This is a genomic window from Enterobacter sp. Ap-1006, assembly GCF_011752835.1.
GTDB lineage: Bacteria > Pseudomonadota > Gammaproteobacteria > Enterobacterales > Enterobacteriaceae > Cedecea.
In genome coordinates this window covers 385,604-408,316 of record NZ_VWWU01000003.1, presented here as the reverse complement: position 1 = coordinate 408,316, position 22,713 = coordinate 385,604, and the positions used below count along the sequence as shown (strand labels likewise).

At 55.7% G+C, this 22,713-nt stretch carries 20 protein-coding genes; 8 read left to right on the top strand and 12 right to left on the bottom strand.

Translation table 11 applies throughout. From position 1 onward, the window contains the following. Positions 1 to 78: 78 nt before the first annotated feature. On the top strand, positions 79 to 402 hold the full coding sequence (locus F3J28_RS10105) for a heavy metal-binding domain-containing protein (protein ID WP_008461083.1): 324 nt from the start codon (positions 79 to 81) through the stop codon (positions 400 to 402). Beyond that, the gene (locus F3J28_RS10100) at positions 399 to 1,229 is read left to right on the top strand and encodes an N-acetylmuramoyl-L-alanine amidase (protein WP_008461084.1); all 831 of its coding nucleotides are present in this window, start codon (positions 399 to 401) and stop codon (positions 1,227 to 1,229) included. The genes F3J28_RS10105 and F3J28_RS10100 overlap by 4 nt, the downstream gene beginning before the upstream one ends. Here the strand turns inward: F3J28_RS10100 and F3J28_RS10095 are convergent. The 4 genes from F3J28_RS10095 to poxB form a co-directional block, all read right to left on the bottom strand. After that, positions 1,226 to 2,236: a 3-beta-hydroxysteroid dehydrogenase gene (locus tag F3J28_RS10095; protein ID WP_008461085.1), complete on the bottom strand. Its 1,011-nt coding sequence runs from the start codon at positions 2,234 to 2,236 to the stop codon at positions 1,226 to 1,228. The two genes, F3J28_RS10100 and F3J28_RS10095, sit on opposite strands and share 4 nt — an antisense overlap. An 88-nt stretch (positions 2,237 to 2,324) precedes the next feature. After that, positions 2,325 to 3,776: an SDR family oxidoreductase gene (locus tag F3J28_RS10090; protein WP_166875488.1), complete on the bottom strand. Its 1,452-nt coding sequence runs from the start codon at positions 3,774 to 3,776 to the stop codon at positions 2,325 to 2,327. Between the two features lie 15 nt (positions 3,777 to 3,791). Next, entirely contained in the window at positions 3,792 to 4,793 is a 1,002-nt protein-coding gene (gene ltaE / locus F3J28_RS10085) for a low-specificity L-threonine aldolase (RefSeq protein WP_166875485.1), read from the bottom strand. Positions 4,794 to 4,858: 65 nt separating this feature from the next. Further along, positions 4,859 to 6,580, bottom strand: coding sequence for a ubiquinone-dependent pyruvate dehydrogenase (gene poxB / locus F3J28_RS10080; RefSeq protein WP_166875482.1), 1,722 nt, complete (start codon positions 6,578 to 6,580; stop codon positions 4,859 to 4,861). Between the two features lie 150 nt (positions 6,581 to 6,730). Here poxB and F3J28_RS10075 point away from each other — a divergent pair, with 150 nt between their 5' ends. Then, positions 6,731 to 7,162, top strand: coding sequence for a DoxX family protein (locus tag F3J28_RS10075; protein WP_166875479.1), 432 nt, complete (start codon positions 6,731 to 6,733; stop codon positions 7,160 to 7,162). Positions 7,163 to 7,197: 35 nt separating this feature from the next. Here F3J28_RS10075 and hcr read toward each other — a convergent pair whose 3' ends face one another. The 4 genes from hcr to aqpZ form a co-directional block, all read right to left on the bottom strand. Next, positions 7,198 to 8,166: an NADH oxidoreductase gene (gene hcr / locus F3J28_RS10070; RefSeq protein ID WP_166875476.1), complete on the bottom strand. Its 969-nt coding sequence runs from the start codon at positions 8,164 to 8,166 to the stop codon at positions 7,198 to 7,200. Positions 8,167 to 8,175: 9 nt separating this feature from the next. Further along, entirely contained in the window at positions 8,176 to 9,828 is a 1,653-nt protein-coding gene (hcp, locus tag F3J28_RS10065) for a hydroxylamine reductase (RefSeq protein ID WP_166875474.1), read from the bottom strand. Between the two features lie 142 nt (positions 9,829 to 9,970). Next, on the bottom strand, positions 9,971 to 10,870 hold the full coding sequence (locus F3J28_RS10060; protein ID WP_166875471.1) for a LysO family transporter: 900 nt from the start codon (positions 10,868 to 10,870) through the stop codon (positions 9,971 to 9,973). Between the two features lie 147 nt (positions 10,871 to 11,017). Next, entirely contained in the window at positions 11,018 to 11,713 is a 696-nt protein-coding gene (gene aqpZ / locus F3J28_RS10055; protein WP_039291469.1) for an aquaporin Z, read from the bottom strand. A gap of 410 nt (positions 11,714 to 12,123) precedes the next feature. On the opposite strand from aqpZ, the gene F3J28_RS10050 reads away from it, so the two are divergent. Further along, the gene (locus F3J28_RS10050) at positions 12,124 to 13,779 is read left to right on the top strand and encodes an ATP-dependent endonuclease (RefSeq protein ID WP_008461098.1); all 1,656 of its coding nucleotides are present in this window, start codon (positions 12,124 to 12,126) and stop codon (positions 13,777 to 13,779) included. A 21-nt stretch (positions 13,780 to 13,800) separates the two neighbouring features. Here F3J28_RS10050 and F3J28_RS10045 read toward each other — a convergent pair whose 3' ends face one another. Then, positions 13,801 to 14,748, bottom strand: a complete 948-nt coding sequence (locus F3J28_RS10045) for a VirK/YbjX family protein (protein ID WP_166875469.1) — start codon at positions 14,746 to 14,748, stop codon at positions 13,801 to 13,803. Between the two features lie 142 nt (positions 14,749 to 14,890). Here F3J28_RS10045 and macA point away from each other — a divergent pair, with 142 nt between their 5' ends. Then, positions 14,891 to 16,006 carry a macrolide transporter subunit MacA gene (gene macA / locus F3J28_RS10040; protein WP_166875466.1) on the top strand — a complete coding sequence of 372 codons (1,116 nt, stop codon included), beginning with the start codon at positions 14,891 to 14,893 and terminating at the stop codon, positions 16,004 to 16,006. Continuing rightward, on the top strand, positions 16,003 to 17,949 hold the full coding sequence (macB, locus tag F3J28_RS10035; RefSeq protein WP_166875463.1) for a macrolide ABC transporter ATP-binding protein/permease MacB: 1,947 nt from the start codon (positions 16,003 to 16,005) through the stop codon (positions 17,947 to 17,949). The genes macA and macB overlap by 4 nt, the downstream gene beginning before the upstream one ends. A 77-nt stretch (positions 17,950 to 18,026) precedes the next feature. Here the strand turns inward: macB and cspD are convergent, their stop codons facing one another. Continuing rightward, positions 18,027 to 18,248 (bottom strand): cold shock-like protein CspD, encoded by a 222-nt coding sequence (cspD, locus tag F3J28_RS10030; RefSeq protein WP_008461102.1) that lies wholly within the window; start codon positions 18,246 to 18,248, stop codon positions 18,027 to 18,029. Positions 18,249 to 18,571: 323 nt separating this feature from the next. Between cspD and clpS the strand changes: the two genes are divergently transcribed. Together clpS and clpA are read left to right on the top strand one after the other, a co-directional pair. Beyond that, positions 18,572 to 18,892 carry an ATP-dependent Clp protease adapter ClpS gene (gene clpS, locus F3J28_RS10025; RefSeq protein ID WP_008461103.1) on the top strand — a complete coding sequence of 107 codons (321 nt, stop codon included), beginning with the start codon at positions 18,572 to 18,574 and terminating at the stop codon, positions 18,890 to 18,892. 27 nt (positions 18,893 to 18,919) lie between these two features. Continuing rightward, a complete protein-coding gene (clpA, locus tag F3J28_RS10020; protein WP_166875461.1) occupies positions 18,920 to 21,193 on the top strand; it encodes an ATP-dependent Clp protease ATP-binding subunit ClpA in 2,274 nt (757 codons plus the stop codon). 267 nt (positions 21,194 to 21,460) lie between these two features. On the opposite strand, the gene infA is transcribed toward clpA, so the two are convergent. Next, positions 21,461 to 21,679 (bottom strand): translation initiation factor IF-1, encoded by a 219-nt coding sequence (infA, locus tag F3J28_RS10015; protein WP_002211347.1) that lies wholly within the window; start codon positions 21,677 to 21,679, stop codon positions 21,461 to 21,463. Positions 21,680 to 21,957: 278 nt separating this feature from the next. Beyond that, positions 21,958 to 22,659 carry a leucyl/phenylalanyl-tRNA--protein transferase gene (gene aat / locus F3J28_RS10010; RefSeq protein WP_166875459.1) on the bottom strand — a complete coding sequence of 234 codons (702 nt, stop codon included), beginning with the start codon at positions 22,657 to 22,659 and terminating at the stop codon, positions 21,958 to 21,960. Positions 22,660 to 22,713: the final 54 nt, after the last annotated feature.

Below are 22,713 nucleotides of genomic sequence, written 5' to 3'. Positions count from 1 at the left end.
CCTTAGCATAGCGTATTGGCTCAAAATCGCGTGGCGATTGCCGGGCTAACATGTTGATGGCAAAGAGAGGAGAACGTGATGCAGTTTACAACGACGCCAGGCCTGGAAGGCCACACCATTACTGAATACTGCGGCGTAGTGACCGGGGAAGCTATCCTGGGTGCCAATATTTTCCGCGATTTTTTCGCCGGGGTTCGCGATATCGTCGGCGGCCGCTCCGGGGCTTATGAAAAAGAGTTGCGCAAAGCGCGGGACATCGCGTTTCGTGAAATTCAGGAACAGGCCGAAAGCCTGGGGGCTAACGCCGTGGTCGGGATTGATATCGACTATGAAACCGTCGGCAAGGACGGCAGTATGCTGATGGTTTGCGTCAGCGGGACGGCGGTGAAAACGCGGAAATGAAAACGAGGATCTTAGCGCTTGCCCTGGCGCTGTTACTGGCGGGCTGCGCCGGGCAAAAAGGGATTGTCGATCGAGGCAGCTATAAAGTGGATACCCTGCATCAGGCTCAGGCCGCTTATCCGCGGGTGAAAATTCTGGTGATCCATTACACGGCGGATGATTTTTCAAGTTCGCTTTCTACGTTGACCGATCGTAACGTCAGCGCCCACTATCTTGTTCCCGCCGAGCCGCCGCTGTCCGGCGGGAAACCCGTTGTCTGGCAGTTGGTGCCGGAAGAGCAGCTGGCCTGGCATGCCGGGGTCAGTTTCTGGCGAGGGGCTACGCGGATTAACGACACGTCCGTAGGTATTGAGCTGGAAAACCAGGGCTATACCCGGGTTGGCGGTGTTCAGCGCTTTTACCCCTTCAGCCAGCCGCAGATTGCGGTGCTTGAGGATTTAGCGAAGCAGATTATTGCGCGCTATAACATCGCACCGCAGAACGTGGTCGCTCATGGGGATATCGCGCCGCAGCGCAAGGTTGATCCTGGCCCGCTATTCCCCTGGAAGCAATTTGCGGAAAAAGGGATTGGCGCATGGCCGGACGCCGCTAGAGTGGCGTTTTATCTTAACGGCCGCGGCCCGCTGCAGCCCGTGGATAAATCCGAGCTGCTGGATGTGCTTTCCCGGTATGGCTACGAAGTGCTGCCGGGCATGACCGAGGCGCAGCAGAAAAGAGTGATTACCGCCTTCCAGATGCACTTCCGCCCGGCCAATTACAGCGGCGAGGCGGATGCGGAAAGCCTGGCGATTGCCGAGGCATTACTGGAGAAATATGGCCAGGGTTAGCCCCGGTGCAGCGTGCCGTGATCTTTCAACCACAGCGCGGTACGGCGAATGCCTTCATCAAGGGTGACGATAGGCTGATAGCCCAGCTCCGTTTCCGCACGCGTGGTGTCCAGCGTTAAATCGAAGTTCAGCTTGGAGACGCCGTAGTGCGTGAGCACCGGCTCTTTGGCAGACTTATTGCCAAAGTGCTCCAGGCTGCGGGCGATGATATCCAGCATCGGGTACGGCACCGAGCGAATGCGGCATTTAATGCCCAGCTCGTCGATCAGCTTCTGCACGATGGTCCGCAGCGGGCGGGCTTCCATGTTGGTGATGTTGTAGGCGCGGCCAGAAGGTAAATTCTGTTTCTGTGTCGCCAGCCACATCGCGTGTACCGCGTTTTCCAGATAGGTCATATCCACCAGCGCATCGCCGCCGCGCGGCAGCAGCACGCTGCCGTAGTGGCGCATCATCTGCACCAGGCGTGGGAAGAACACTTTGTCGTGCGGCCCAAACAGGCTTTGTGGGCGCAGAATGGTAAAACGGGTGTTCGGGTTGGCCTGCGCCAGCAGCTGAATCACCTCTTCGCTGGCGGCTTTGCTGCGGGCAAATTCGTTGGCGAAGCGCACCGGGCGAAAATCTTCGCTGATGTTGCGGTGGTGGTGGTAGTCGAAGTAGAGCGACGGCGACGAGATATGAATAAAGTCACGCACGCCCCAGGCCACGGCCCATTCGCCCAGACGGCGTGTGGCGCGGACGTTGGCGAGGTCGAAGGCTTGCTGGGTTCCCCACGGCGAGGTGAAGCTGGAGCAGTGCCAGAGCGTGTCGACGTCCGCAAGCATCACTTTCGCCTGGGAAGAGACCAGCTCCGTCAGGTCGGCATGGACAAATTCGGCGCCCATTTTCTGCAGCAGTTTGCCCATCGCTTCGTTGCGCCCGGTGGCCCGAACGCTGATGCCCCTGGCGCGTAAATACTCGACCGCGTTTCGGCCTAAACCGCTGGTTGCGCCCGTGACCAGTACCTTCATGTGACCAACTCGTTATGTTTTGGATTAACGCTGCGCATTTTTCCGTGAAACGGCAGCGCATGCAATGGGAATACTGAAAGATTAGGAGCTAACTTCTCTTTTTGATCGAGTTTTGTTCCGCTAAATGAACAATTCGCCGCGCCATTCCCCTAAAGATAAATAAATGGGCGGGGATCATCGACAGCCAGTAGATCAAACCGGCGCAGCCGTGAGGATGCCACCAGGCTCTGACGTCCAGCCGACGCTGCTTGCCATCATCCTGCAAGGTGAACGACAGCCGCCCCAGGCCTGGGGCCTTCATACCAAACAGCAGCGTTAGCTCTTTTTCTGGTTCAGCGATAATCACTTTCCAGCTATCGACGGTGTCGCCGACTTCCAGCATGGCTTTATCAGGCCGCCCTTTGGCAAGCCTATGCCCGACCAGCAAATCCATCAGCGCCCGGGTTTTCCACAGCGCATTGCCAAAAAAGTAGCCTTCTTTGCCGCCTAGCTGGTTGATCACCTGCCAGAGCGAAGAGAGTGAGGCCTGGGTGGCCAGCGTGCAGCCCGCCTGTTTAGCAAAAAAACCGTAGTCAGGTCGCCAGCGGGCAAATGCCTGGGCGTCGTAGCCCCAGTCCTGGGAGTTGGCGAGCCGGTGTTCGTTGGCCAGCGTCAGGCGCACCGCGTCGTCAAAGCTGATGAGCTGCTGCGGGATGCGTTCGCGCAGGCTACGGTCGTCCGCCAGCAAATCGTGTTCCAGACCCTGAATCAGCGCCTTAGCAATACCGGGCGGCACCGAGGTAATGACATTCAGAAACCACACGGAAATCCAGCTGGTGGGGAGTGGCACGGGGATCAGCGGGCGGCGGCGGCCGCTGATAGCCATAAAGCGCTCGAACTGCTGCTGATAGCTCAGAACTTCCGGCCCGGCGGCTTCAAACAGGCGATGTTCTGTGGCCGGATGGTCCAGCAGTGCGACGAGGTAGTGCAGCAGGTTATCCAAAGCAATGGGTGAAGTACGGGAGCGAACCCAGCGCGGCGGCGTCAGCACCGGCAGGTTGTACACCATATCCCGCATGACTTCGAAGGCCGCCGAGCCCGCGCCAACAATAATCCCCGCGCGCAGTTCGGTGACCGGCACGCCGGAATCTCGCAGGATATCCGCGGTGATTTGCCGGGCTTTCAGGTGCTTTGAATGCGTTTGCCCGCTTTTGGCCTGCAAAGAGCTGAGGAAAATGACCTGCTTGACTGGATGTTCGGTCAGCGCGTCGCGCATATTCAGCGCCGCCTGGCGTTCGAACTCCATAAAATTATCGCCGTCGCCCATGCTGTGGATCAGGTAGTAGACGGTATCCGCCCCTTCGAGCAGGGCACCCAGGCGGTGCGGCCAGTGCAAATCTACGTGCCGGCATTCTACGCCTGGCCAGGGCTGCTTTTTCAGCCAGTCAATGCGGCGGGCTGCGGCGGTGACGTGATGTCCCGCCGCCACGAGTAACGGCACCAGATGCTGGCCAATGTAGCCGCTGGCGCCGAGGACCACTATCCTTTGAGGTTCTGCCATCGTCCCTGAGTCCCGTTAGTTTTGCAGGAAGCTGCGCCAGTGGGCGACGACTTCAGCCAGTTGGCTGCGGGTGACGTCCAGATGGGTGACCAGCCGAGTTGCCGGACCTGCGCTGAGGATGATGCCGCGCTCACGCATGTAGGGCCCTAAATCTTCTGCTTCTTCCGCCGTCATGCGCACAAAGACCATGTTGGTGTCCTGACGCATCACATCGACGCCGATTTCGCGCAGCTCGCCTGCCAGCCAGTGGGCGTTGTCGTGGTCTTCTTTCAGCCGCTCGACGTTATTTTTCAGCGCATACAGGCCTGCCGCCGCCAGAATACCGGCCTGACGCATACCGCCGCCGGTCATCTTGCGCCAGCGTACAGCGCGCTTGATGTACTCTTTACTGCCCACCAGCAGGGATCCCACCGGCGTGCCAAGACCTTTCGACAGGCAAATGGTGAAGCTGTCGCAGTAGCGAGTAATTTCTTCCAACTGACAGCCGTAGGACACCACGGCGTTAAAAATACGCGCGCCGTCTACGTGCAGCGCCAGGTTGTGCTTGCGGGTGAATTCCCAGGCCTGCTGGAGGTATTCACGCGGCAGCACTTTGCCGTTATGGGTGTTTTCAAGGCTCAGCAATTTAGTGCGGGCGAAGTGAATGTCGTCCGGTTTAATTTTTGCCGCCACTTTATCCAGCGGCAGCGTGCCGTCGCGATCCGCTTCAATGGGCTGAGGCTGAATGCTGCCCAGCACCGCTGCGCCGCCTGCTTCGTAGAGGTAATTATGTGCGGCCTGGCCGACGATGTACTCTTCGCCGCGCTCGCAGTGGCTCAGCAAAGCCACGAGGTTGGCCTGCGTGCCGGTAGGTAAAAACAGGGCAGCTTCTTTCCCGCTGATTTTTGCCGCGTATGCCTGAAGCTCGTTAACAGTGGGGTCGTCGCCGTAAACATCATCCCCGGTTGGGGCGGCCATCATTTGCTCCAGCATGGCGCGGGAAGGGCGGGTAACGGTATCGCTGCGTAAATCGATCATGACGGGTCCTTTATCAAGAGGCTGCGCCCGGACGGTTATCCGGGCGCCTGAGGCAACCTTCTTTTTTACCGGAACCAGTTGGTTTTCGCCAGCTCGATCACTTCATCTCCTCGCCCGCTGATGATGGCGCGCAGCATATAAAGGCTGAACCCTTTCGCCTGTTCCAGTTTGATCTGCGGCGGGATAGCCAGCTCGTCTTTGGCGACGACAACATCGACCAGCACCGGGCCATCGGTGCTGAAGGCTTTTTCCAGCGCGGCGTTCAGCTCCTCAGGTTTTTCAACGCGGATGCCGGTAATGCCGCAGGCCTCGGCGATACGGGCAAAGTTGGTGTCGTGCAGTTCGGTACCGTCGGTGAGGTAGCCCCCGGCTTTCATCTCCATCGCCACGAAACCGAGCACGCTGTTGTTGAACACCACGATTTTAATCGGCAACTTCATTTGTGCTACGGACAGGAAGTCGCCCATCAGCATGCTGAAGCCGCCGTCACCGCACATCGCCACCACCTGGCGATCGGGCGCGGTGGCTTTGGCGCCCAGCGCCTGCGGCATAGCGTTAGCCATTGACCCGTGGTTAAACGAGCCCAGCAGGCGGCGTTTGCCGTTCATTTTCAGGTAGCGCGCGGCCCAGACGGTGGGCGTGCCCACGTCGCAGGTAAAAATGGCATCATCGGCGGCGTAATGGCTTATTTGCTGCGCCAGATATTGCGGGTGAATTTGCTTGCCTTCCGAGGGGTTGGCCAGTTCATCCAGCCCTTCACGCGCTTTGCGATAATCCTCCAGCGCTTTGTCGAGGAAGCTGCGATTGGTTTTCTCCTCCAGCATCGGCAGCAGGGCGGACAGCGTGGCTTTGATATCGCCCACCAGCGCCATGTCGACCTTGCTGTGCGCGCCTATGCTGCCGGGGTTGATATCAATCTGGATAATTTTTGCGTCCGTCGGGTAGAACGCGCGGTAGGGGAACTGGGTGCCGAGCAGGATCAGCGTGTCGGCGTTCATCATCGTGTGGAAGCCGGATGAGAAGCCTATTAATCCGGTCATGCCAACGTCGTAAGGGTTGTCGTACTCAACGTGTTCTTTGCCACGCAGGGCGTGAACAATGGGCGCTTTCAGGGTTGCCGCCAGCTGCACCAGCTCAGTATGCGCCCCAGCGCAGCCGCTGCCGCACATAAGGGCGATATTGTCGTTGTAGCGCAGAAGTTGGGCGAGTTTTTTAAGCTCATCGTGAGGGGGAACCACGATGGGCTGCGGTGCAGGATACCAGTGCGTTGTGGCATGCTCTGGCGCGGGTTTGAGCGCCACGTCGCCGGGCAGTACCACCACGGAAACGCCCCGGTTCAGAATGGCTTTGCGCATGGCAATCGCCAATACCTGTGGGATCTGCTCCGGGTTAGAAACCAGTTCGCAATAGTGGCTGCATTCGCGGAAAAGCTCTTCGGGATGCGTTTCCTGGAAGTAGCCGCTGCCAATTTCGCTGGAGGGAATATGGGCTGCAATGGCGAGAACGGGCACGTGATTGCGGTGGCAATCGTACAGGCCGTTAATCAGGTGCAGGTTACCAGGCCCGCATGAACCGGCGCAGACAGCAAGCTCGCCGGTGAGATGCGCTTCGGCCCCGGCGGCGAAAGCGGCCACTTCTTCATGGCGAGTTGGCATCCATTTAATCGTGCCCATCCGGTTGAGGCTGTCGCTGAGGCCATTCAGCGAGTCGCCCGTGACGCCCCAGATACGTTTCACGCCCGCGCTCTCAAGGGTTTTGGCCAGCCAGGCCGCTACGGATTGTTTCATCGGTTTTCCTTGTCCAGTGTGATAGCGCTTACAAGCTTAGTTCAATTCTGCGTAACGGCAGGGAATGGCCTCCCTAAAATTGGGGCTATTTGTTAGCAAATATTAAGCGTAAATTATTCTCGTTATCATTTTAAAAGGGTGGCAATTCATATGGTTACTAAATTGTTAAATGCAGTGAATGGCACGCTAAATAAAGACGATCTGGGAAAATTGTTACTGCGTCTGGCGGTAGGAGGCCTGATGCTGTTTCACGGCCTGCACAAGCTGTTTGGCGGCGTGGACGGGATTAAGGGAATGCTGGCGGCGCATGGCATCCCGGAGTTTGTCGCCTATGGCGTGCTGCTGGGTGAGGTGCTTGCCCCGCTGCTGATTATTTTAGGGATCCTCACTCGCCTGTCCGCGCTTGGGCTGGCGTGCACGATGATTGTGGCCTGGCTGCTGGTGGGCGTGGGGGAAACCTTCATGCTGGATAAAACCGGGGCCTGGGGCATTGAAAGCCTGATGTACTTTTTCCTCGGCGCGCTGGCGATAGTCTTTTGCGGCGCAGGGCGTTACGCGTTTGGCAAGTCGGCCTGGCGGTAGAAAAAGAAAAGGCACCGTGAAGGTGCCTTTTTAGATCAGGCGAGCACCAGGTCGCTCTGTGGATGGCAGGAGCAGGCCAGCACGTAGCCGCTGGCAATTTCTTCTTCCGTCAGTGTCATGGTGCTGGAGACGGTGTAGTCGCCAGACACAACTTTCGTTTTACAGCAGCCGCAAACTCCGGCGCGGCAGGCGGCATTCACCGGCACGCTGTTGCTCTCCAGCGCGGCAAGCAGCGTGCTGCCCACCGGTGAGTAGAACTCACGCATCGGCTGGAGCGTGGTGAACTTCAGGCCGCCCGCTGAGGGTGCAGCGGCTGGCGTGAAGAACACTTCCCGATAAAACGCCGCGGCTCCCAGCGCTTTCACTTCTTTCTCAACCATGTCCATATAAGGCGCAGGCCCGCAGGTCATAACCGTCCGGCTGGCGATATCCGGCACCGCGGCCAGGATCTCGCGAGTCAGTCGCCCGGCGATAAAGCCGTGGGTGGCGTTGTTTTCTGCCACCAGCGTGACCGGGTAATGCCGCCATTCGTCAGCAAAAATCACGTCCTGCGGGGAGCGCACGTTGTAGATGACCTGCACGTCCGCTTGCGGGCGGTGTTTTGCCAGCCAGCGGCGCATGGCCATAATCGGCGTGACGCCGCAGCCCGCCGCCAGCAGCAGATAGCGCTCCGACACGATGTTTTCACAGCTGAACTCGCCCTGGGCTTCAGACAGCCACAGGTAGTCGCCGATTTTCACTTCTCCGGTCAGCCACTCTGAGCCAGCGCCGCCGTCGATGCGGCGTACCGTCAGCGTGATGAACTCGCTCAGACCCGGCGTGGATGAAATCGTGTAGGCCCGCAGCGTCTCGCTGCCGTTGCGAATGCTCACCAGGGCATATTGCCCGGCTTTGTAGGGATAGAAGTCGTGGTTGATCAGCGACAGCGTCCAGACATCCGGCGTTTCCTGGTGAATATGGTGTACCTGCATACGGTGCGGGCACAGCGGCGTTGGCATGGTCATGGCTGCTCCTTAAGCGCTCATTAACTGTTGGATGTCTTGCTCAACGGTGGTGATGGCGCGCAGGCCAAATTTCTCGTTCAGCACTGCCAGCAGGTTTGGCGTCAGGAAACCCGGCGCGGTTGGCCCGGTGACAATGTTGGTGACGCCGAGCGACAGCAGCGTGAGCAGAATTACAATCGCCTTTTGCTCAAACCAGGAGAGCACGAGGCTCAGCGGCAGGTCGTTCACGCCGCAGCCCAGTTTCTCGGCGAGGGTGACCGCCAGAATGATCGCTGAATAAGCGTCGTTACACTGGCCGGCGTCCACCAGCCGAGGCAGCCCTTCGATGTTGCCGAAATCCAGCTTGTTAAAGCGGTATTTGCCGCAGGCCAGGGTCAGGATTAGGCAGTCCTGCGGCACGCTGGTGGCGAAGTCGGTGAAATAGTTACGTTCTCCGCGTGCGCCGTCGCAGCCGCCGACCAGGAAGATGTGGCGAAGTTTTTCGCGGCTAACCAAATCGATGAGCGTGTCTGCCGCACCCAGTAACGTCTGGCGGCCAAAGCCGACGGTGATCAGGTGTTCGATTTCGCTGTACGGGAAACCGGCCATTTGCTGGGCCTGGGTAATCACCGGGCTAAAATTGTCGCCTTCGAGGTGGCTGACGTCCGGCCAGCCGACGATGCTGCGGGTCCAGATACGGTCATCGTACGAGCCCACGGTTGGGTCAATGATGCAGTTGGAAGTCATGACAATAGGGCCAGGGAAGCGGGCGAATTCCGTTTGCTGGTTCTGCCAGCCGCTGCCGTAGTTGCCGACCAGGTGTTTGAATTTCCGCAGTTCTGGATAGCCGTGTGCCGGGAGCATTTCACCGTGAGTGTAGACGTTCACGCCGGTGCCTTCGGTTTGCTCGAGCAAGTTATAGAGATCTTTCAGGTCATGGCCGGAAATCAGGATGCACTTCCCGGCGACCGGGCGTACGTTAACCTGGGTTGGGGTTGGATGGCCGTATTTGCCGGTTTCCCCCTGATCCAGAATGCTCATCACTTTGAAGTTCATCTGGCCGATTTCCATAGAGCAGTCCAGCAGCGCGCCCATATCCGCAGGCCAGGTGCCGAGCCACGCCATGATGCTGTGGTACTGGGCGTAAATATCGTTGTCGTACTGGCCCAGAACATGCGCGTGTTCCATATAGGCGGCGGCACCTTTCATGCCGTACAGACACAACAGGCGCAGGCCGAGAATATCTTCGCCGATGTCGGCTTTATCACGATTTGGCGTGAATTCAGCGGCCTGGCGCTGCAGTTCACCGAGATCGCTGCTGACCAGCTGAAGCTCTGCCATCGGGTTAGTGACGATGGCCGCAGGATCGACAGCCAGCGTACGGGTTTTCAGATCTTCGCGCATGGCAATGGCATCTCGGGCATAGCCAACGATGCGGCCGGAGTCGAAGTTCACGTTGGTCAGCGTTGAGAAGAAGGCGCGGGGAGCAAAGTTATCAATCTCGTGGTCGATAATACCGCGTTCGCGTGCGGCAACGGCCCAGGCGGACAGCCCCTGCAATGTCGCGATCAGCAGATCCTGTAGATCGGAAGTCTGGGCCGTTTTACCGCAGACGCCCTGGGCATAGGCGCAGCCGTCGCCGGCCGGGGTACGAATGGTCTGTTCACACTGCACACAAAACATGATGTCACCTTAAAGTTATATTTTAAATACATGTTTAAGGTTAGGCTGCGGCTTAACAGGTTAAAAGGACTTTTTGGTGCAACTTAAAGGGAGATTGATATAGCTCAACTTTGGCGACAGCAAGGCTACCGCCAGAGAGGTATCAGGCGGCGAAGAAGGCGATGAGCAGCGGAGTCAGCAGGCTAAGAATAAATCCGTGCACAATGGCGGCAGGCACGATTTCCACACCGCCGCTGCGCTGCAGCACCGGCAGGGTAAAGTCCATCGAGGTGGCGCCACAAAGGCCCAGAGCCGTTGAGCGGCTGCGGTGCACCAAAGCCGGGATAAGCATAATAGCCAGTAATTCCCGCACCAGATCGTTAAAGAAGGTTGCGCTGCCAATCACCGGCCCGTAGGACTCGGTCATCAGGATCCCGGACAGCGAATACCAGCCGAACCCAGAGGCCATAGCCAGACCTGTTTTTATCGGCAGGCCAAGCAGTAGGGCGTTGATCGTCCCGGCGACCATTGAGCTGAAAACGACCACAATGGCGACAATAATGCCGCGGCGGTTGAGAACGATTTGCCGGAAGGTCATGCCGCTGTTGCGAAGCTGGATCCCGACCAGCAGCAGCAGGAAAATAAGCGTATATTCGCTGGCCTCTGTGGCGTATTTAAGCACCTCAAACCCGGTCAGCCCCAGCAGGAAGCCCAAAGCCACTACCCCGCAAAGCTGTAAGGACTCCAGGGCCATCGCCAGGCGTGAGGGCAGTTTTTCCTGTTTGTGCTGATGCCGCCACGGGAGAGCACGTTCCAGCAGCAAGAGGCCGGCGATGTTACACAGCAGGATCACCCCGACGCTTATCACCGAGTAATGCAGGATAGTCAGCAGGTTGCTGGCGAGATTATCGAGGAATGCCAGGCTAATGCCCATCAGGAAGAGGATCACGTAAACAATCCAGCCCAGCAGGCGGTGAATCAGCCTGAGCAGGTGGATTTGTTTCAGTGGGATCAGGTAACCGACGAGCAACGGCACCAGGATAATAAGTAATCCTGACAGCATGGAAGGGACAATCCTTGTAGTTAAAATGTTACGACGGATGTCACACTACCGAAAGAAAGGAATTGAGTCGAGTAGGGGCGAAGAAAAAGCTTTGCGTGTGGAAAAAAAGAAAACAGCAGGCTTACCGGGGTAAGCCTGCATGGAGACTTAGCTGCGTTTTTCCAGCAGGGTACGATAAATAATACCACCCAGAATCCCGCCAATAATAGGCATGACCCAGAAAAGCCACAGTTGATCCAGCGCCCAGCCACCCTGGAAAATAGCCACTGCGGTACTGCGCGCAGGGTTTACTGAGGTGTTGGTAACCGGAATACTAATTAAGTGAATTAAGGTTAATGCCAGGCCAATGGCTATTGGCGCAAAACCCGGTGCAGCAAATTTGTCCGTTGCACCGTGAATAACAATCAAGAATCCACAGGTTAATACGATTTCAATCACAATGGCGGACAGCATGGAATATCCACCCGGAGAATGTTCGCCGTAGCCGTTAGAAGCAAAACCGCTGGCTGCGGCATCAAAGCCTGCTTTACCGCTGGCGATTAAATAAAGAATAGCGGCAGCGACAATCCCGCCAATCACCTGGGCAATGATGTAGCCAATGACTTCTTTAGCCGGGAAGCGGCCGCCGGCCCACAGGCCAAGCGTGACGGCCGGGTTAAAGTGACCACCGGAAATATGGCCGACGGCAAAAGCCATGGTCAGCACGGTTAAACCAAATGCCAGCGCGACGCCGACAAAGCCAATGCCTAATTCCGGAAATGCTGCCGCTAATACTGCGCTACCGCAGCCACCAAATACCAGCCAGAACGTTCCGAAGAACTCGGCTGCTAATTTTCTAAATATAACCACCTCTGATAAAAGCCAGAAACAATACAAGGCTCACGCGCTAAATCACATGATCCTGACTGTCGCTAATTCACCGTCATTAAGTGAATGACGAAAGTAATATTAAATGCGCGTTAATATTAGGTATTTCGTCAATTCGCCACCAGCACAATAAACTCCGGTTTTTTGATTTAGGGCAATGAGGTGTTATTCCTTTTCTGAGGAGAGGTAGCAGAAGTATAGGTTATCTTTGAATGAAGTAAGAATATTCCGGATAATAAAAAAATACGCCTCAGCACGAATTGATTATGGTAAAGGCGGCGTGCGTTTATCGCGTAACGCTTTGACATTGTGTGGTTACATTGCCTTCCGGGTTGCCGCTATACTCGAAAAGGACGCTGGATGGAAGCGGATGCACAGGAGGCGGTATGTTTCTCGAGCGAGTTGAGATGGTTGGTTTTCGCGGTATTAACCGTTTGTCGTTAATGCTTGAGCAAAACAACGTGCTGATTGGCGAAAATGCCTGGGGTAAATCCAGCCTGTTAGATGCGCTGACTTTGCTACTTTCCCCGCACCGGGAGCTGTACCATTTTGTTCGCGAAGATTTCTATTTTCCCCCCGGCGAGCTGCATGGGCGTGAAAGTCACTTGCAAATCATCCTGACCTTCCGCGAGGCAGCGCCTGGCCACCATTTAGGGCGGCGGTATCGTAATCTTTCCCCGGTTTGGGTGGCGGGGAACGACGGCTTTCATCGTATTTACTACCGTCTGGAAGGAGAGCTTGGGGATGAAGGGACAGTTTTAACGCTGCGAAGCTTTCTTAATGCCCACGGCCAGCCGCTGGCGCTGGACGAAATTGACGACATGGCGATGAATATCACGCGGCTGAACCCGGTGCTGCGCCTCAGAGATGCCCGATTCATGCGGCGGCTGCGCAACGGAAGCATGCCCGAAATGCCGGAAACGGAGCTGACTGCGCGCCAGCTGGATTTCCTGGCGCGAGAGCTGGTATCAAGGCCGCAAAACCTCACCGATGCGCAGCTGCGGCAAGGGCTGTCGGCCATGGTACAGCTGCTTGAACACTATTTCTCTGAGCAGGGCGCGATAGCCCACCAGCGCCTGATGCGGCGGCGTTCTCATGATGAGCAGCGCAGCTGGCGCTATCTGGACGTGATCAACCGGATGATCGACAAGCCAGGCAGCCGTTCGCACCGCATGATCCTGCTGGGCATGTTTTCCACGTTGCTACAGGCGAAGGGCAGCATTGCGCTCGACAGGGACGCCCGCCCGCTGCTGCTGGTGGAAGATCCTGAAACCCGACTGCATCCGATTATGCTGTCTGTCGCCTGGCACCTTCTGAATCTGCTGCCGCTACAAAAAATTACCACGACCAATTCCGGAGAGCTGCTCTCTCTGACGCCGGTAGAACAGGTTTGCCGGCTGGTGCGTGAATCCTCCCGAGTGGCCGCGTGGCGGCTTGGACCGGGCGGGATGAACGCGGAAGAGAGCCGGAGAATTGCTTTCCACATTCGTTTTAATCGCGCGTCGTCGCTCTTTGCCCGCTGTTGGTTGCTGGTGGAAGGCGAGACCGAAGTGTGGGTGATGAACGAACTGGCGCGGCAGTGTGGGCACCATTTTGATGCCGAAGGCGTGAAGGTCATTGAGTTTGCACAATCTGGCCTGCGCCCGCTGATTAAGTTCGCTCGCCGGATGGGCATTGAATGGCATGTGCTGGTGGACGGGGATGATGCCGGTAAAAAATATGCGGCAACCGTACGCGGCTTGCTGGACAATGACCGGGATCAGGAGCGCGATCATCTTACAGCGCTGCCTGCGCTGGATATGGAACACTTTATGTATCGGCAGGGATTTTCAGATGTGTTTCATCGCGTGGCTCAGCTGCCCGAAAATGTGCCGATGAATTTGCGCCGGATTATTACGAAAGCTATTCATCGTTCGTCAAAGCCTGATTTAGCTATCGAAGTGGCGCTGGAGGCGGGGCGTCGCGGCGTGGATGCGGTTCCGCCGCTGTTTCGTAAAATGTTTTCCCGGGTGCTTTGGCTGGCGCGTGGCCGGGCGGATTAGCGCCCGGCTGGAAAGGCAGATTTAGAAATGACCGTTGATGCTGTTCATCATGCCGTCGAGCAATTCATAACGGCGGCGATATTCTGCACGTTTTTTGCTGGCAATGTCTTCCAGCGGTTTGCGTTCCACGCTGGACGGCAGGGCAAACAGGCCGTCGGCACGAGGTTCACCGCTCATAGACTGCCAGAAACTGTCATAGTCCGCATGTAGACTGTCTTTTTTCTTCTTCTCGTAGCGCCATGAACGGTAGATATGCGTACCGTTGCCGACGGCCAGAATGCGCTCTGCGTCGAGAAGCTTCGCCAGTTCACAGGCAACCTCAAGCAGCATGCGTTTCGGGAACAGTCCGTGGCAAGCCTTTGTGGCAGCCTGAATGGCTTCATGAGGCACCCAGGTTTTGGCTCCCTGCAGGCAGCCAATAAAGAAGGTGTTCTTGCCTTCAAACTGGTTGAGAGTAAAGGTCATACGCGCCAGGGGAACGCCCTCTTCATTACAGAAGTTCAGGAAGGCTTCGCCTTCTTTACCTTCGATATCGTGAGAGGTGAGATCGATAAACATCAGCTCGTTGTTTTTACCCACCAGCGTGGCCAGGCGGTAACCTTCGGCAGAGAAATGCCCGTTAAGCATTTTTTTCGGCATTTTCTCGGCAATTTTCTGGTAGTGGTAAGCGATAGTATCCCGCGTATGCTTGCGTTTTAGCGGCAGCGCAAGGTAAGGGCGATGCAGGCGGCAAGGCAGACCAGGCTGAGCGTTCAGCATGCTGGCAAGATGAGGCTGGCTTGCAAGGTTGTTCATCAGGCTGACGGTGTGCAAAGGCATCGCCAGTGAGCGTAAAATAAACTTGCGGCGGTAAGCCTTCTTGCCCCAGGATGCTCCCGGCTGCCATTCCCCCGTCGCGAGGGAAAGGAAGAGTTTCCAGCCTGTTTGAGGCAGGGTTTCGGTAACATGCGCGGCAGCGATCTGGGACATAATAACAACCTGATATTCGGGAAAGATGGCACTATTTCAGCACGCCGGATGTCAACCGACGTTCAATAACTGTTACATATCTTCACATTGTGCAGTTTGTTTAAGAACCGTTTAATCATGCGTTAGCTATTTCAGGATTTATATGAAAATTAAGGGAAAATTTAAAAAACGTTATTGGCTTTACGCGCTGCTGGTGGTGATATTTTTCCTCTGGCTTTGGCAGTTTTTGCATGTGCCAGCCCCACAATATCAAACGATGATCGTGCGTAAGGCTTCGCTTCAGCAAAGCGTTCTGGCAACCGGAAAGCTCGATGCCGTGCGCAAAGTTGACGTCGGGGCGCAGGTGAGCGGGCAGTTAAAAACGCTGTCAGTTAGCATCGGCGATAAAGTAAAAAAAGATCAGCTTTTGGGGGTTATCGATCCCGAACAGGCTCAAAACCAGGTCAAAGAGGTTGAGGCCACGCTGATGGAGCTGCGTGCCCAGCGCATGCAGTCCGAAGCTGAAAGTAAGCTTGCCGCGGTGACACTTTCCCGTCAGCAGACGCTGGCAAAAACTCAGGCGGTGTCCCGCCAGGATCTTGATAAAGCGGCAACCGATTTGGCGGTAAAACAGGCTCAGATTGGCACCATTGACGCTCAAATTAAGCGCAATCAGGCTTCTTTGAGCACCGCGAAAACCAACCTCGAGTTCACCCGTATCGTCGCGCCAATGGCGGGGGAAGTGACGCAGATAACGACGCTGCAGGGGCAAACCGTGATTGCGGCGCAGCAGGCGCCAAATATTCTGACGCTGGCGGATTTAAGCACGGTGCTGGTGAAAGCGCAGGTCTCTGAAGCCGATGTTATCCATCTCAAACCGGGCCTGAAAGCCTGGTTTACGGTACTTGGCGACCCGATGACGCGCTATGAAGGCGTGCTGAAAGATATCCTGCCGACGCCAGACAAAGTCAATGAGGCCATTTTCTATAATGCGCGTTTTGAGGTGCCGAATCCGAAGGGCATTCTGCGCCTGGATATGACCGCTCAGGTGCATATTCAACTCGGCGGCGTAAAAGATGTACTGACGATTCCGCTGGCCGCGCTGGGCGAACCGATCGGTGATAATCGCTATAACATCACGGTGCTGCGCAACGGGGAAACCAAAACCCGTGAAATAACTATCGGGATGCGGAACGACACCCAGGTTCAGGTCGTTAACGGGCTGGAAGAAGGCGAAGAGGTGGTGACTGGTCGCGCCAATGCCGGGAGTAGCAAATGACGGCGCTGCTTGAATTAAAGGACATTCGCCGCAGCTATCCTTCTGGTGAAGAGCAGGTTGAGGTACTGAAGGGCATCAGCCTGACGATTGAAGCCGGGGAAATGGTGGCGATTGTCGGTGCATCCGGTTCCGGTAAATCGACGCTAATGAACATCCTCGGTTGCCTGGATAAACCCAGCAGCGGCAGTTATAAGGTCGCGGGCGTGGATGTGTCGGGGCTGGATAACGATGCGCTGGCGACGCTGCGTCGCGAGCATTTCGGTTTTATCTTCCAGCGTTATCACCTGCTTTCTCATCTGAATGCTTCGCAAAATGTTGAAGTCCCAGCGGTGTACGCCGGGACAACGAGAGCCCAGCGTCAGCAGCGGGCGCATGAGTTGCTTGGGCGTCTGGGGCTAAAGGAGCGGGTGGAATATCTGCCGTCACAGCTTTCGGGCGGGCAGCAGCAGCGCGTCAGTATCGCCCGTGCGTTAATGAACGGCGGGCAGGTGATTCTGGCGGATGAGCCCACGGGTGCGCTGGACAGCCATTCCGGCGAAGAAGTGATGGCCACGCTGAAGCAACTGCGCGAGCGCGGGCATACGGTGATTATTGTGACTCACGATCCGGCCGTGGCGGCGCAGGCTCAGCGTATTATTGAAATTCGCGACGGAGAAATTATCAGTAATCCTCCGCCGGTTCATCAGCCTGCGGCGCGCATGGTTGAAAACCAAACGCTGCGGAGCGGTTCGTCGATACAGCAAGTCATCAGCAGCTTCCGCGAGGCGCTCGGTATGGCCTGGCTGGCGATGGCCGCGAACAAGATGCGCACGCTGCTGACCATGCTTGGCATTATTATTGGTATTGCCTCGGTGGTCTCCATTGTCGTGGTGGGCGATGCCGCCAAGCAGATGGTGCTGGAGGATATTCGCTCCATCGGCACCAATACGATCGATGTCTACCCCGGTAAAGATTTTGGTGATGACAATCCGCAGTTCCAGCAGGCATTAAAATATGATGATTTGCTGGCTATCGGCCAGCAGCCCTGGGTAAGTTCGGCCACGCCTTCTATTTCCAGCAATTTACGCCTTCGCTACGGCAACGTGGATGCGGCGGCCAGCGTCAATGGTGTCAGTGGCGACTATTTTGATGTTTACGGTATGACTATGAGCCAGGGCGCGAGCTTTAACGATGAGCAGATGAAGGGCCGTGCACAGGTTGTGGTGCTGGACGCCAATAGCAAAAGGCAGCTTTTCCCGAACAAAAGTGATGTTGTCGGGGAGGTTGTGCTGGTGGGGAATATGCCCGCCACGGTGATAGGCGTGGCGGAAGAGAAACAGTCGATGTTCGGCAGCAGCAAAGTGCTGCGTGTCTGGCTGCCTTATAACACGATGGCCGGGCGCGTGATGGGGCAAAGCTGGCTCAACTCAATAACCGTACGTGTTAAAGAAGGGTACGACAGCCACGAAGCCGAGCAGCAGCTTAATCGCCTGCTGTCGCTGCGTCATGGCAAGAAAGACTTTTTCACCTATAACATGGACGGGCTGTTGAAAACGGCGGAAAAGACCACACGTACTCTTCAGATGTTCCTGACGCTGGTAGCGGTTATTTCGCTGTTGGTTGGGGGAATTGGGGTCATGAATATTATGCTGGTATCGGTCACTGAACGTACCAAAGAGATCGGTATCCGTATGGCGGTGGGCGCGCGAGCCAGCGATGTACTGCAGCAGTTTTTAATTGAGGCGGTGCTGGTTTGCCTGGTCGGTGGCGCGCTGGGGATATCGCTGTCGCTGGTTATCGCGTTCACGCTGCAGCTGGTGCTGCCGGGCTGGCAGATAGGTTTCTCGCCGGTGGCGCTGCTGACCGCGTTTGGCTGCTCCACGGCCACGGGGGTGCTCTTTGGCTGGTTGCCGGCCAGAAACGCGGCGCGCCTGAACCCTATCGATGCACTAGCTCGTGAGTAATCCCGGCGGTTGGTCATAAAAATGCCAGCCTTATGGGCTGGCATTTTATTTGCGGGATGTACACAATCAATGGGGAACTACGCGACCGCTTCCGCCTCGTGGGGAACGATCAGGCTGGCATGGTTGCCTTTAGGTCCCTGATGCACATCAAACCTGACAAGCTGTCCGGCTTTTAACGTTCTGTACCCGTCCATTTGAATGGTGGAGTAGTGAGCGAAGATGTCTTCGCCGCCGCCTTCCGGGCAGATGAAACCGAACCCTTTGGCGTTATTGAACCATTTAACAGTACCCGTCTCCATGCTTCGACATCCTTCGTAACTCTTAATAGTGAGATGGAATCAACCGGTGGGTAAGGGCGGGCTGTTCAAAACCTCGCCAACTCACCCCGCTACAATGTAGATATTTTATACACTGCGTCAAGCGTCTGGCGGGGCAGGTAAGGCAACAATGAGTCAAAAATTTGAAGCAGTTAACGCTATTGCTATTAATGTGATGTAGCTCGCTTACGGAGATTCGTCACGGGATCGAATACGTTGTCATACGTTTGCGAAAAGCGTATTACACTCAATATAAGGCCTTGCCTGACAGTATGTTGGGCTTCAACAAACGATGATAAATCGCAATGGGTAAGACGAACGACTGGTTGGACTTTGACCAAATGGCGGCGGATAAACTGCGCGAAACGCTAAAACCGCCCTCCATGTATAAAGTTATACTGATGAACGATGACTACACGCCAATGGAATTTGTTATTGACGTACTGCAAAAGTTCTTTTCTTATGATGTTGAACGTGCCACGCAGTTGATGCTCACGGTTCACTATCAGGGTAAAGCTATCTGTGGCATCTTTACTGCAGAAGTAGCGGAAACCAAAGTGGCGTTAGTGAACCAGTATGCAAGGGAGAACGAGTACCCGTTGCTGTGTACGCTAGAAAAGGCCTGACAAGGCCGATAATTTGGGGAGGTGCCTATGCTCAATCAAGAACTGGAACTCAGTTTAAACATGGCTTTCGCCAGAGCGCGCGAGCACCGACATGAGTTTATGACCGTCGAGCATCTGTTACTGGCATTGCTCAGTAACCCATCTGCCCGCGAAGCGCTGGAAGCGTGTTCTGTGGATATGGTGGCGCTGCGGCAGGAGCTCGAAGCCTTCATCGAACAAACTACGCCGGTTCTGCCACCCAACGTTGAAGAGCGCGACACGCAGCCGACGCTAAGCTTCCAGCGTGTGCTGCAGCGAGCGGTGTTCCACGTGCAGTCCTCCGGGCGCAGTGAGGTGACCGGCGCCAACGTGCTGGTTGCCATTTTCAGCGAACAGGAATCCCAGGCAGCCTACCTGCTGCGCAAACATGAAGTAAGCCGCCTCGACGTGGTGAACTTTATCTCTCACGGTACGCGCAAAGACGAACCAAATCAGTCATCGGGTTCTGAAAATCCGGTCAACGAAGAGCAAGCAGGCGGGGAGGAACGTATGGAAAACTTCACCACCAATCTTAATCAGCTTGCGCGCGTGGGCGGGATCGATCCGCTGATTGGCCGCGATAAAGAGCTGGAGCGTGCTATCCAGGTTCTGTGCCGTCGCCGTAAAAATAACCCGCTGCTGGTCGGTGAATCTGGCGTGGGTAAAACGGCTATTGCCGAAGGGCTGGCGTGGCGAATTGTGCAGGGCGATGTGCCGGAAGTAATGGCCGACTGCACCATCTACTCGCTGGATATCGGTTCTCTGCTGGCCGGTACCAAATACCGCGGCGATTTTGAAAAACGTTTTAAAGCGCTGCTGAAACAGCTCGAGCAGGATCAAAACAGCATCCTGTTTATCGATGAAATCCACACCATTATTGGTGCGGGCGCGGCTTCCGGTGGCCAGGTCGACGCCGCTAACCTGATTAAACCGCTGCTCTCCGGCGGTAAAATTCGGGTGATTGGCTCGACGACTTATCAGGAGTTCAGCAACATCTTCGAAAAAGATCGTGCCCTGGCGCGCCGCTTCCAGAAGATTGATATTACTGAGCCAAGCGTTGAAGAAACGGTGCAGATCATCAACGGACTGAAACCGAAATACGAAGCGCACCACGACGTTCGCTATACCGCGAAGGCGATTCGCGCGGCGGTTGAGCTGGCGGTGAAATACATCAATGACAGGCATCTGCCGGATAAGGCTATCGACGTCATTGATGAGGCGGGCGCACGTAGCCGCCTGATGCCGGTCAGCAAGCGTAAGAAAACCGTTAACGTGGCGGACATCGAAACCGTGGTCGCTCGCATTGCGCGCATCCCGGAAAAAAGCGTTTCCGCGAGCGATCGCGATACGCTGAAAAGCCTGGGCGATCGCCTGAAAATGCTGGTGTTTGGCCAGGATAAAGCGATTGAAGCGCTGACCGAAGCGATCAAGATGAGCCGTGCCGGTTTGGGTCAGGATCATAAACCTGTCGGTTCGTTCCTGTTTGCTGGCCCTACCGGGGTTGGTAAGACGGAAGTCACCGTGCAGCTGGCGAAGTCGCTGGGCATTGAGCTGCTGCGCTTTGATATGTCCGAGTATATGGAACGCCATACCGTGAGCCGCCTGATTGGCGCTCCTCCAGGCTATGTTGGTTTCGATCAGGGCGGGCTGCTGACGGATGCGGTGATTAAGCATCCACATGCGGTTCTGCTGCTCGATGAAATCGAAAAAGCGCACCCGGATGTCTTTAACCTGCTGCTGCAGGTAATGGACAACGGTACGCTGACCGATAACAACGGACGCAAGGCGGACTTCCGCAACGTGATTCTGGTGATGACCACCAACGCCGGGGTGCGGGAAACCGAACGTAAATCTATCGGGCTTATCCGCCAGGACAACAGCACCGATGCAATGGAAGAGATCAAAAAGATCTTTACGCCGGAGTTCCGTAACCGTCTCGACAACATTATCTGGTTCAACCACCTCTCTACCGAGGTGATTCATCAGGTGGTGGATAAGTTTATTGTCGAGCTACAGGTTCAGCTGGATCAGAAAGGCGTTTCGCTGGAAGTGAGCCAGGAAGCGCGTGACTGGCTGGCAGAGAAGGGCTATGACCGCGCGATGGGCGCTCGCCCAATGGCGCGTGTTATCCAGGACAACCTGAAAAAACCGCTGGCTAACGAACTGCTGTTCGGCACTCTTGTTGACGGGGGGCAGGTTACGGTTGCGCTGGATAAAGACCAGCAGCAGTTGACCTTCAACTTTGCGAGTGCGCAGAAGCACAAGCCGGAGGCCGCGCACTAGCGCTGGCTGAGGATGTAAAAAAGGCCGGGCATTGCCCGGCCTTTAAGTTGCTGACAAAGAGGGAAAAAACGTGGTTTTTCCCTCTTTGTGGTTATCAGCCGAAAATCAATAAATTGATTTTCCTGTTTTTTAACGAGCTGTCTGATGTTTCTTTTCTCACCAGGGAGTATCAGCAGTTCGAGATATAAAAAAGGCCGGGCATTGCCCGACCTTTCTATTACAACGAACTCTCAACGCCGCCCATCTCAGGCCGCGGAATAAAAACTATCAACGGCTACGGAAGACAATGCGGCCTTTGCTCAGGTCGTACGGGGTCAGCTCAACGGTGACTTTGTCGCCCGTCAGAATGCGGATGTAGTTTTTGCGCATTTTACCGGAGATATGAGCGGTAACCACGTGCCCGTTTTCCAGCTCAACGCGGAACATGGTGTTAGGTAACGTATCAAGTACGGTACCCTGCATTTCAATATTGTCTTCTTTGGCCATCTAATCCTCTGGGGTATCACTACCGTAGTTTGAACCGGCAAGATAATGCCGAAGTTCGCTTATCATGTAAAGAATTGTTGGTGAAATCACCAGTGAAAGTGCATTTTGCTTATTACCCGCCGGTTAGCAGCTTGCCGCATGGCAACGTCTGCGACGAAGAACGCAAGGAGATAAATGAGAGGGTATTCCCTTAAACAATAAATCCCAGACAACGGCGGGGTAGCAGGCAAAAGCCACTTAGCGGCGCTAATTATAACACCCTCACATAAAATGTGTTGTTAAACATTATTGCTCAGCGCCTGCGGAACCCAGCAATGAGAGCCTAAGTGCTGGAGGCGAAGTTCCGCTAATGCCTGGAGATACTCTCTACGAGGAATTTCAATCACGCCCAGCGAAGCCGTATGCTCATTTAATACCTGGCAGTCGATCAATTTGCCGCCGTGGCGAATAAAGTGCTGACAGAAAACCAGCAGCGCCGTTTTGGAGGCATTCACCCGGCGGCTAAACATAGATTCGCCGCAAAATAATGCTCCCTGCGCCACGCCGTACATGCCGCCTACCAGCTCTTTTCCTTCCCATACTTCAACGGAGTGGGCATGGCCTAATTCATGCAGGCGCAAATAAGCTTCTACAATGTCTGCGGTGATCCATGTGCCTTCATTTCGGTCGCTGGCGCAGCCATAGAGTACGCGCTCAAAAGCGTGGTTGAGCGTGACGGTATAAGGCGAAGTGCGATGAAAGCGCTTCATGCTGCGGCTAAGGTGAAACTGCTCCGGGTAAAGAATGGCGCGGGGATCGGGCGACCACCACAAAATAGGATCGCCGGGAGAAAACCACGGAAAGATACCTCGCTGATAGGCCATCAGCAGGCGTGCGGGGGTCAGGTCGCCGCCAAGCGCCAATAACCCATTAGGTTCACGCAACGCCCCCTCCGGCGAAGGAAAGGCAATCGAGTCACGAGACAGCTGTACCAGGCGCATGACGACCAATACTCCAGAGCAATAGAGCAATAATAAATTGATAATAGTCTATTC

What these genes read in the sequence shown, in the direction of transcription:
- F3J28_RS10100 (WP_008461084.1), top strand. Translation starts at nt 399, where the DNA reads ATGAAAACGAGGATCTTAGCGCTTGCCCTGGCGCTGTTACTGGCGGGC.
- F3J28_RS10050 (WP_008461098.1), top strand. Translation starts at nt 12,124, where the DNA reads ATGTTTCTCGAGCGAGTTGAGATGGTTGGTTTTCGCGGTATTAACCGT.
- macB (WP_166875463.1), top strand. Translation starts at nt 16,003, where the DNA reads ATGACGGCGCTGCTTGAATTAAAGGACATTCGCCGCAGCTATCCTTCT.
- clpS (WP_008461103.1), top strand. Translation starts at nt 18,572, where the DNA reads ATGGGTAAGACGAACGACTGGTTGGACTTTGACCAAATGGCGGCGGAT.
- F3J28_RS10045 (WP_166875469.1), bottom strand. Translation starts at nt 14,748, where the DNA reads ATGTCCCAGATCGCTGCCGCGCATGTTACCGAAACCCTGCCTCAAACA.
- aat (WP_166875459.1), bottom strand. Translation starts at nt 22,659, where the DNA reads ATGCGCCTGGTACAGCTGTCTCGTGACTCGATTGCCTTTCCTTCGCCG.
- F3J28_RS10090 (WP_166875488.1), bottom strand. Translation starts at nt 3,776, where the DNA reads ATGGCAGAACCTCAAAGGATAGTGGTCCTCGGCGCCAGCGGCTACATT.
- F3J28_RS10075 (WP_166875479.1), top strand. Translation starts at nt 6,731, where the DNA reads ATGGTTACTAAATTGTTAAATGCAGTGAATGGCACGCTAAATAAAGAC.
- hcp (WP_166875474.1), bottom strand. Translation starts at nt 9,828, where the DNA reads ATGTTTTGTGTGCAGTGTGAACAGACCATTCGTACCCCGGCCGGCGAC.
- F3J28_RS10105 (WP_008461083.1), top strand. Translation starts at nt 79, where the DNA reads ATGCAGTTTACAACGACGCCAGGCCTGGAAGGCCACACCATTACTGAA.
- ltaE (WP_166875485.1), bottom strand. Translation starts at nt 4,793, where the DNA reads ATGATCGATTTACGCAGCGATACCGTTACCCGCCCTTCCCGCGCCATG.
- macA (WP_166875466.1), top strand. Translation starts at nt 14,891, where the DNA reads ATGAAAATTAAGGGAAAATTTAAAAAACGTTATTGGCTTTACGCGCTG.
- cspD (WP_008461102.1), bottom strand. Translation starts at nt 18,248, where the DNA reads ATGGAGACGGGTACTGTTAAATGGTTCAATAACGCCAAAGGGTTCGGT.
- clpA (WP_166875461.1), top strand. Translation starts at nt 18,920, where the DNA reads ATGCTCAATCAAGAACTGGAACTCAGTTTAAACATGGCTTTCGCCAGA.
- infA (WP_002211347.1), bottom strand. Translation starts at nt 21,679, where the DNA reads ATGGCCAAAGAAGACAATATTGAAATGCAGGGTACCGTACTTGATACG.
- poxB (WP_166875482.1), bottom strand. Translation starts at nt 6,580, where the DNA reads ATGAAACAATCCGTAGCGGCCTGGCTGGCCAAAACCCTTGAGAGCGCG.
- F3J28_RS10060 (WP_166875471.1), bottom strand. Translation starts at nt 10,870, where the DNA reads ATGCTGTCAGGATTACTTATTATCCTGGTGCCGTTGCTCGTCGGTTAC.
- hcr (WP_166875476.1), bottom strand. Translation starts at nt 8,166, where the DNA reads ATGACCATGCCAACGCCGCTGTGCCCGCACCGTATGCAGGTACACCAT.
- F3J28_RS10095 (WP_008461085.1), bottom strand. Translation starts at nt 2,236, where the DNA reads ATGAAGGTACTGGTCACGGGCGCAACCAGCGGTTTAGGCCGAAACGCG.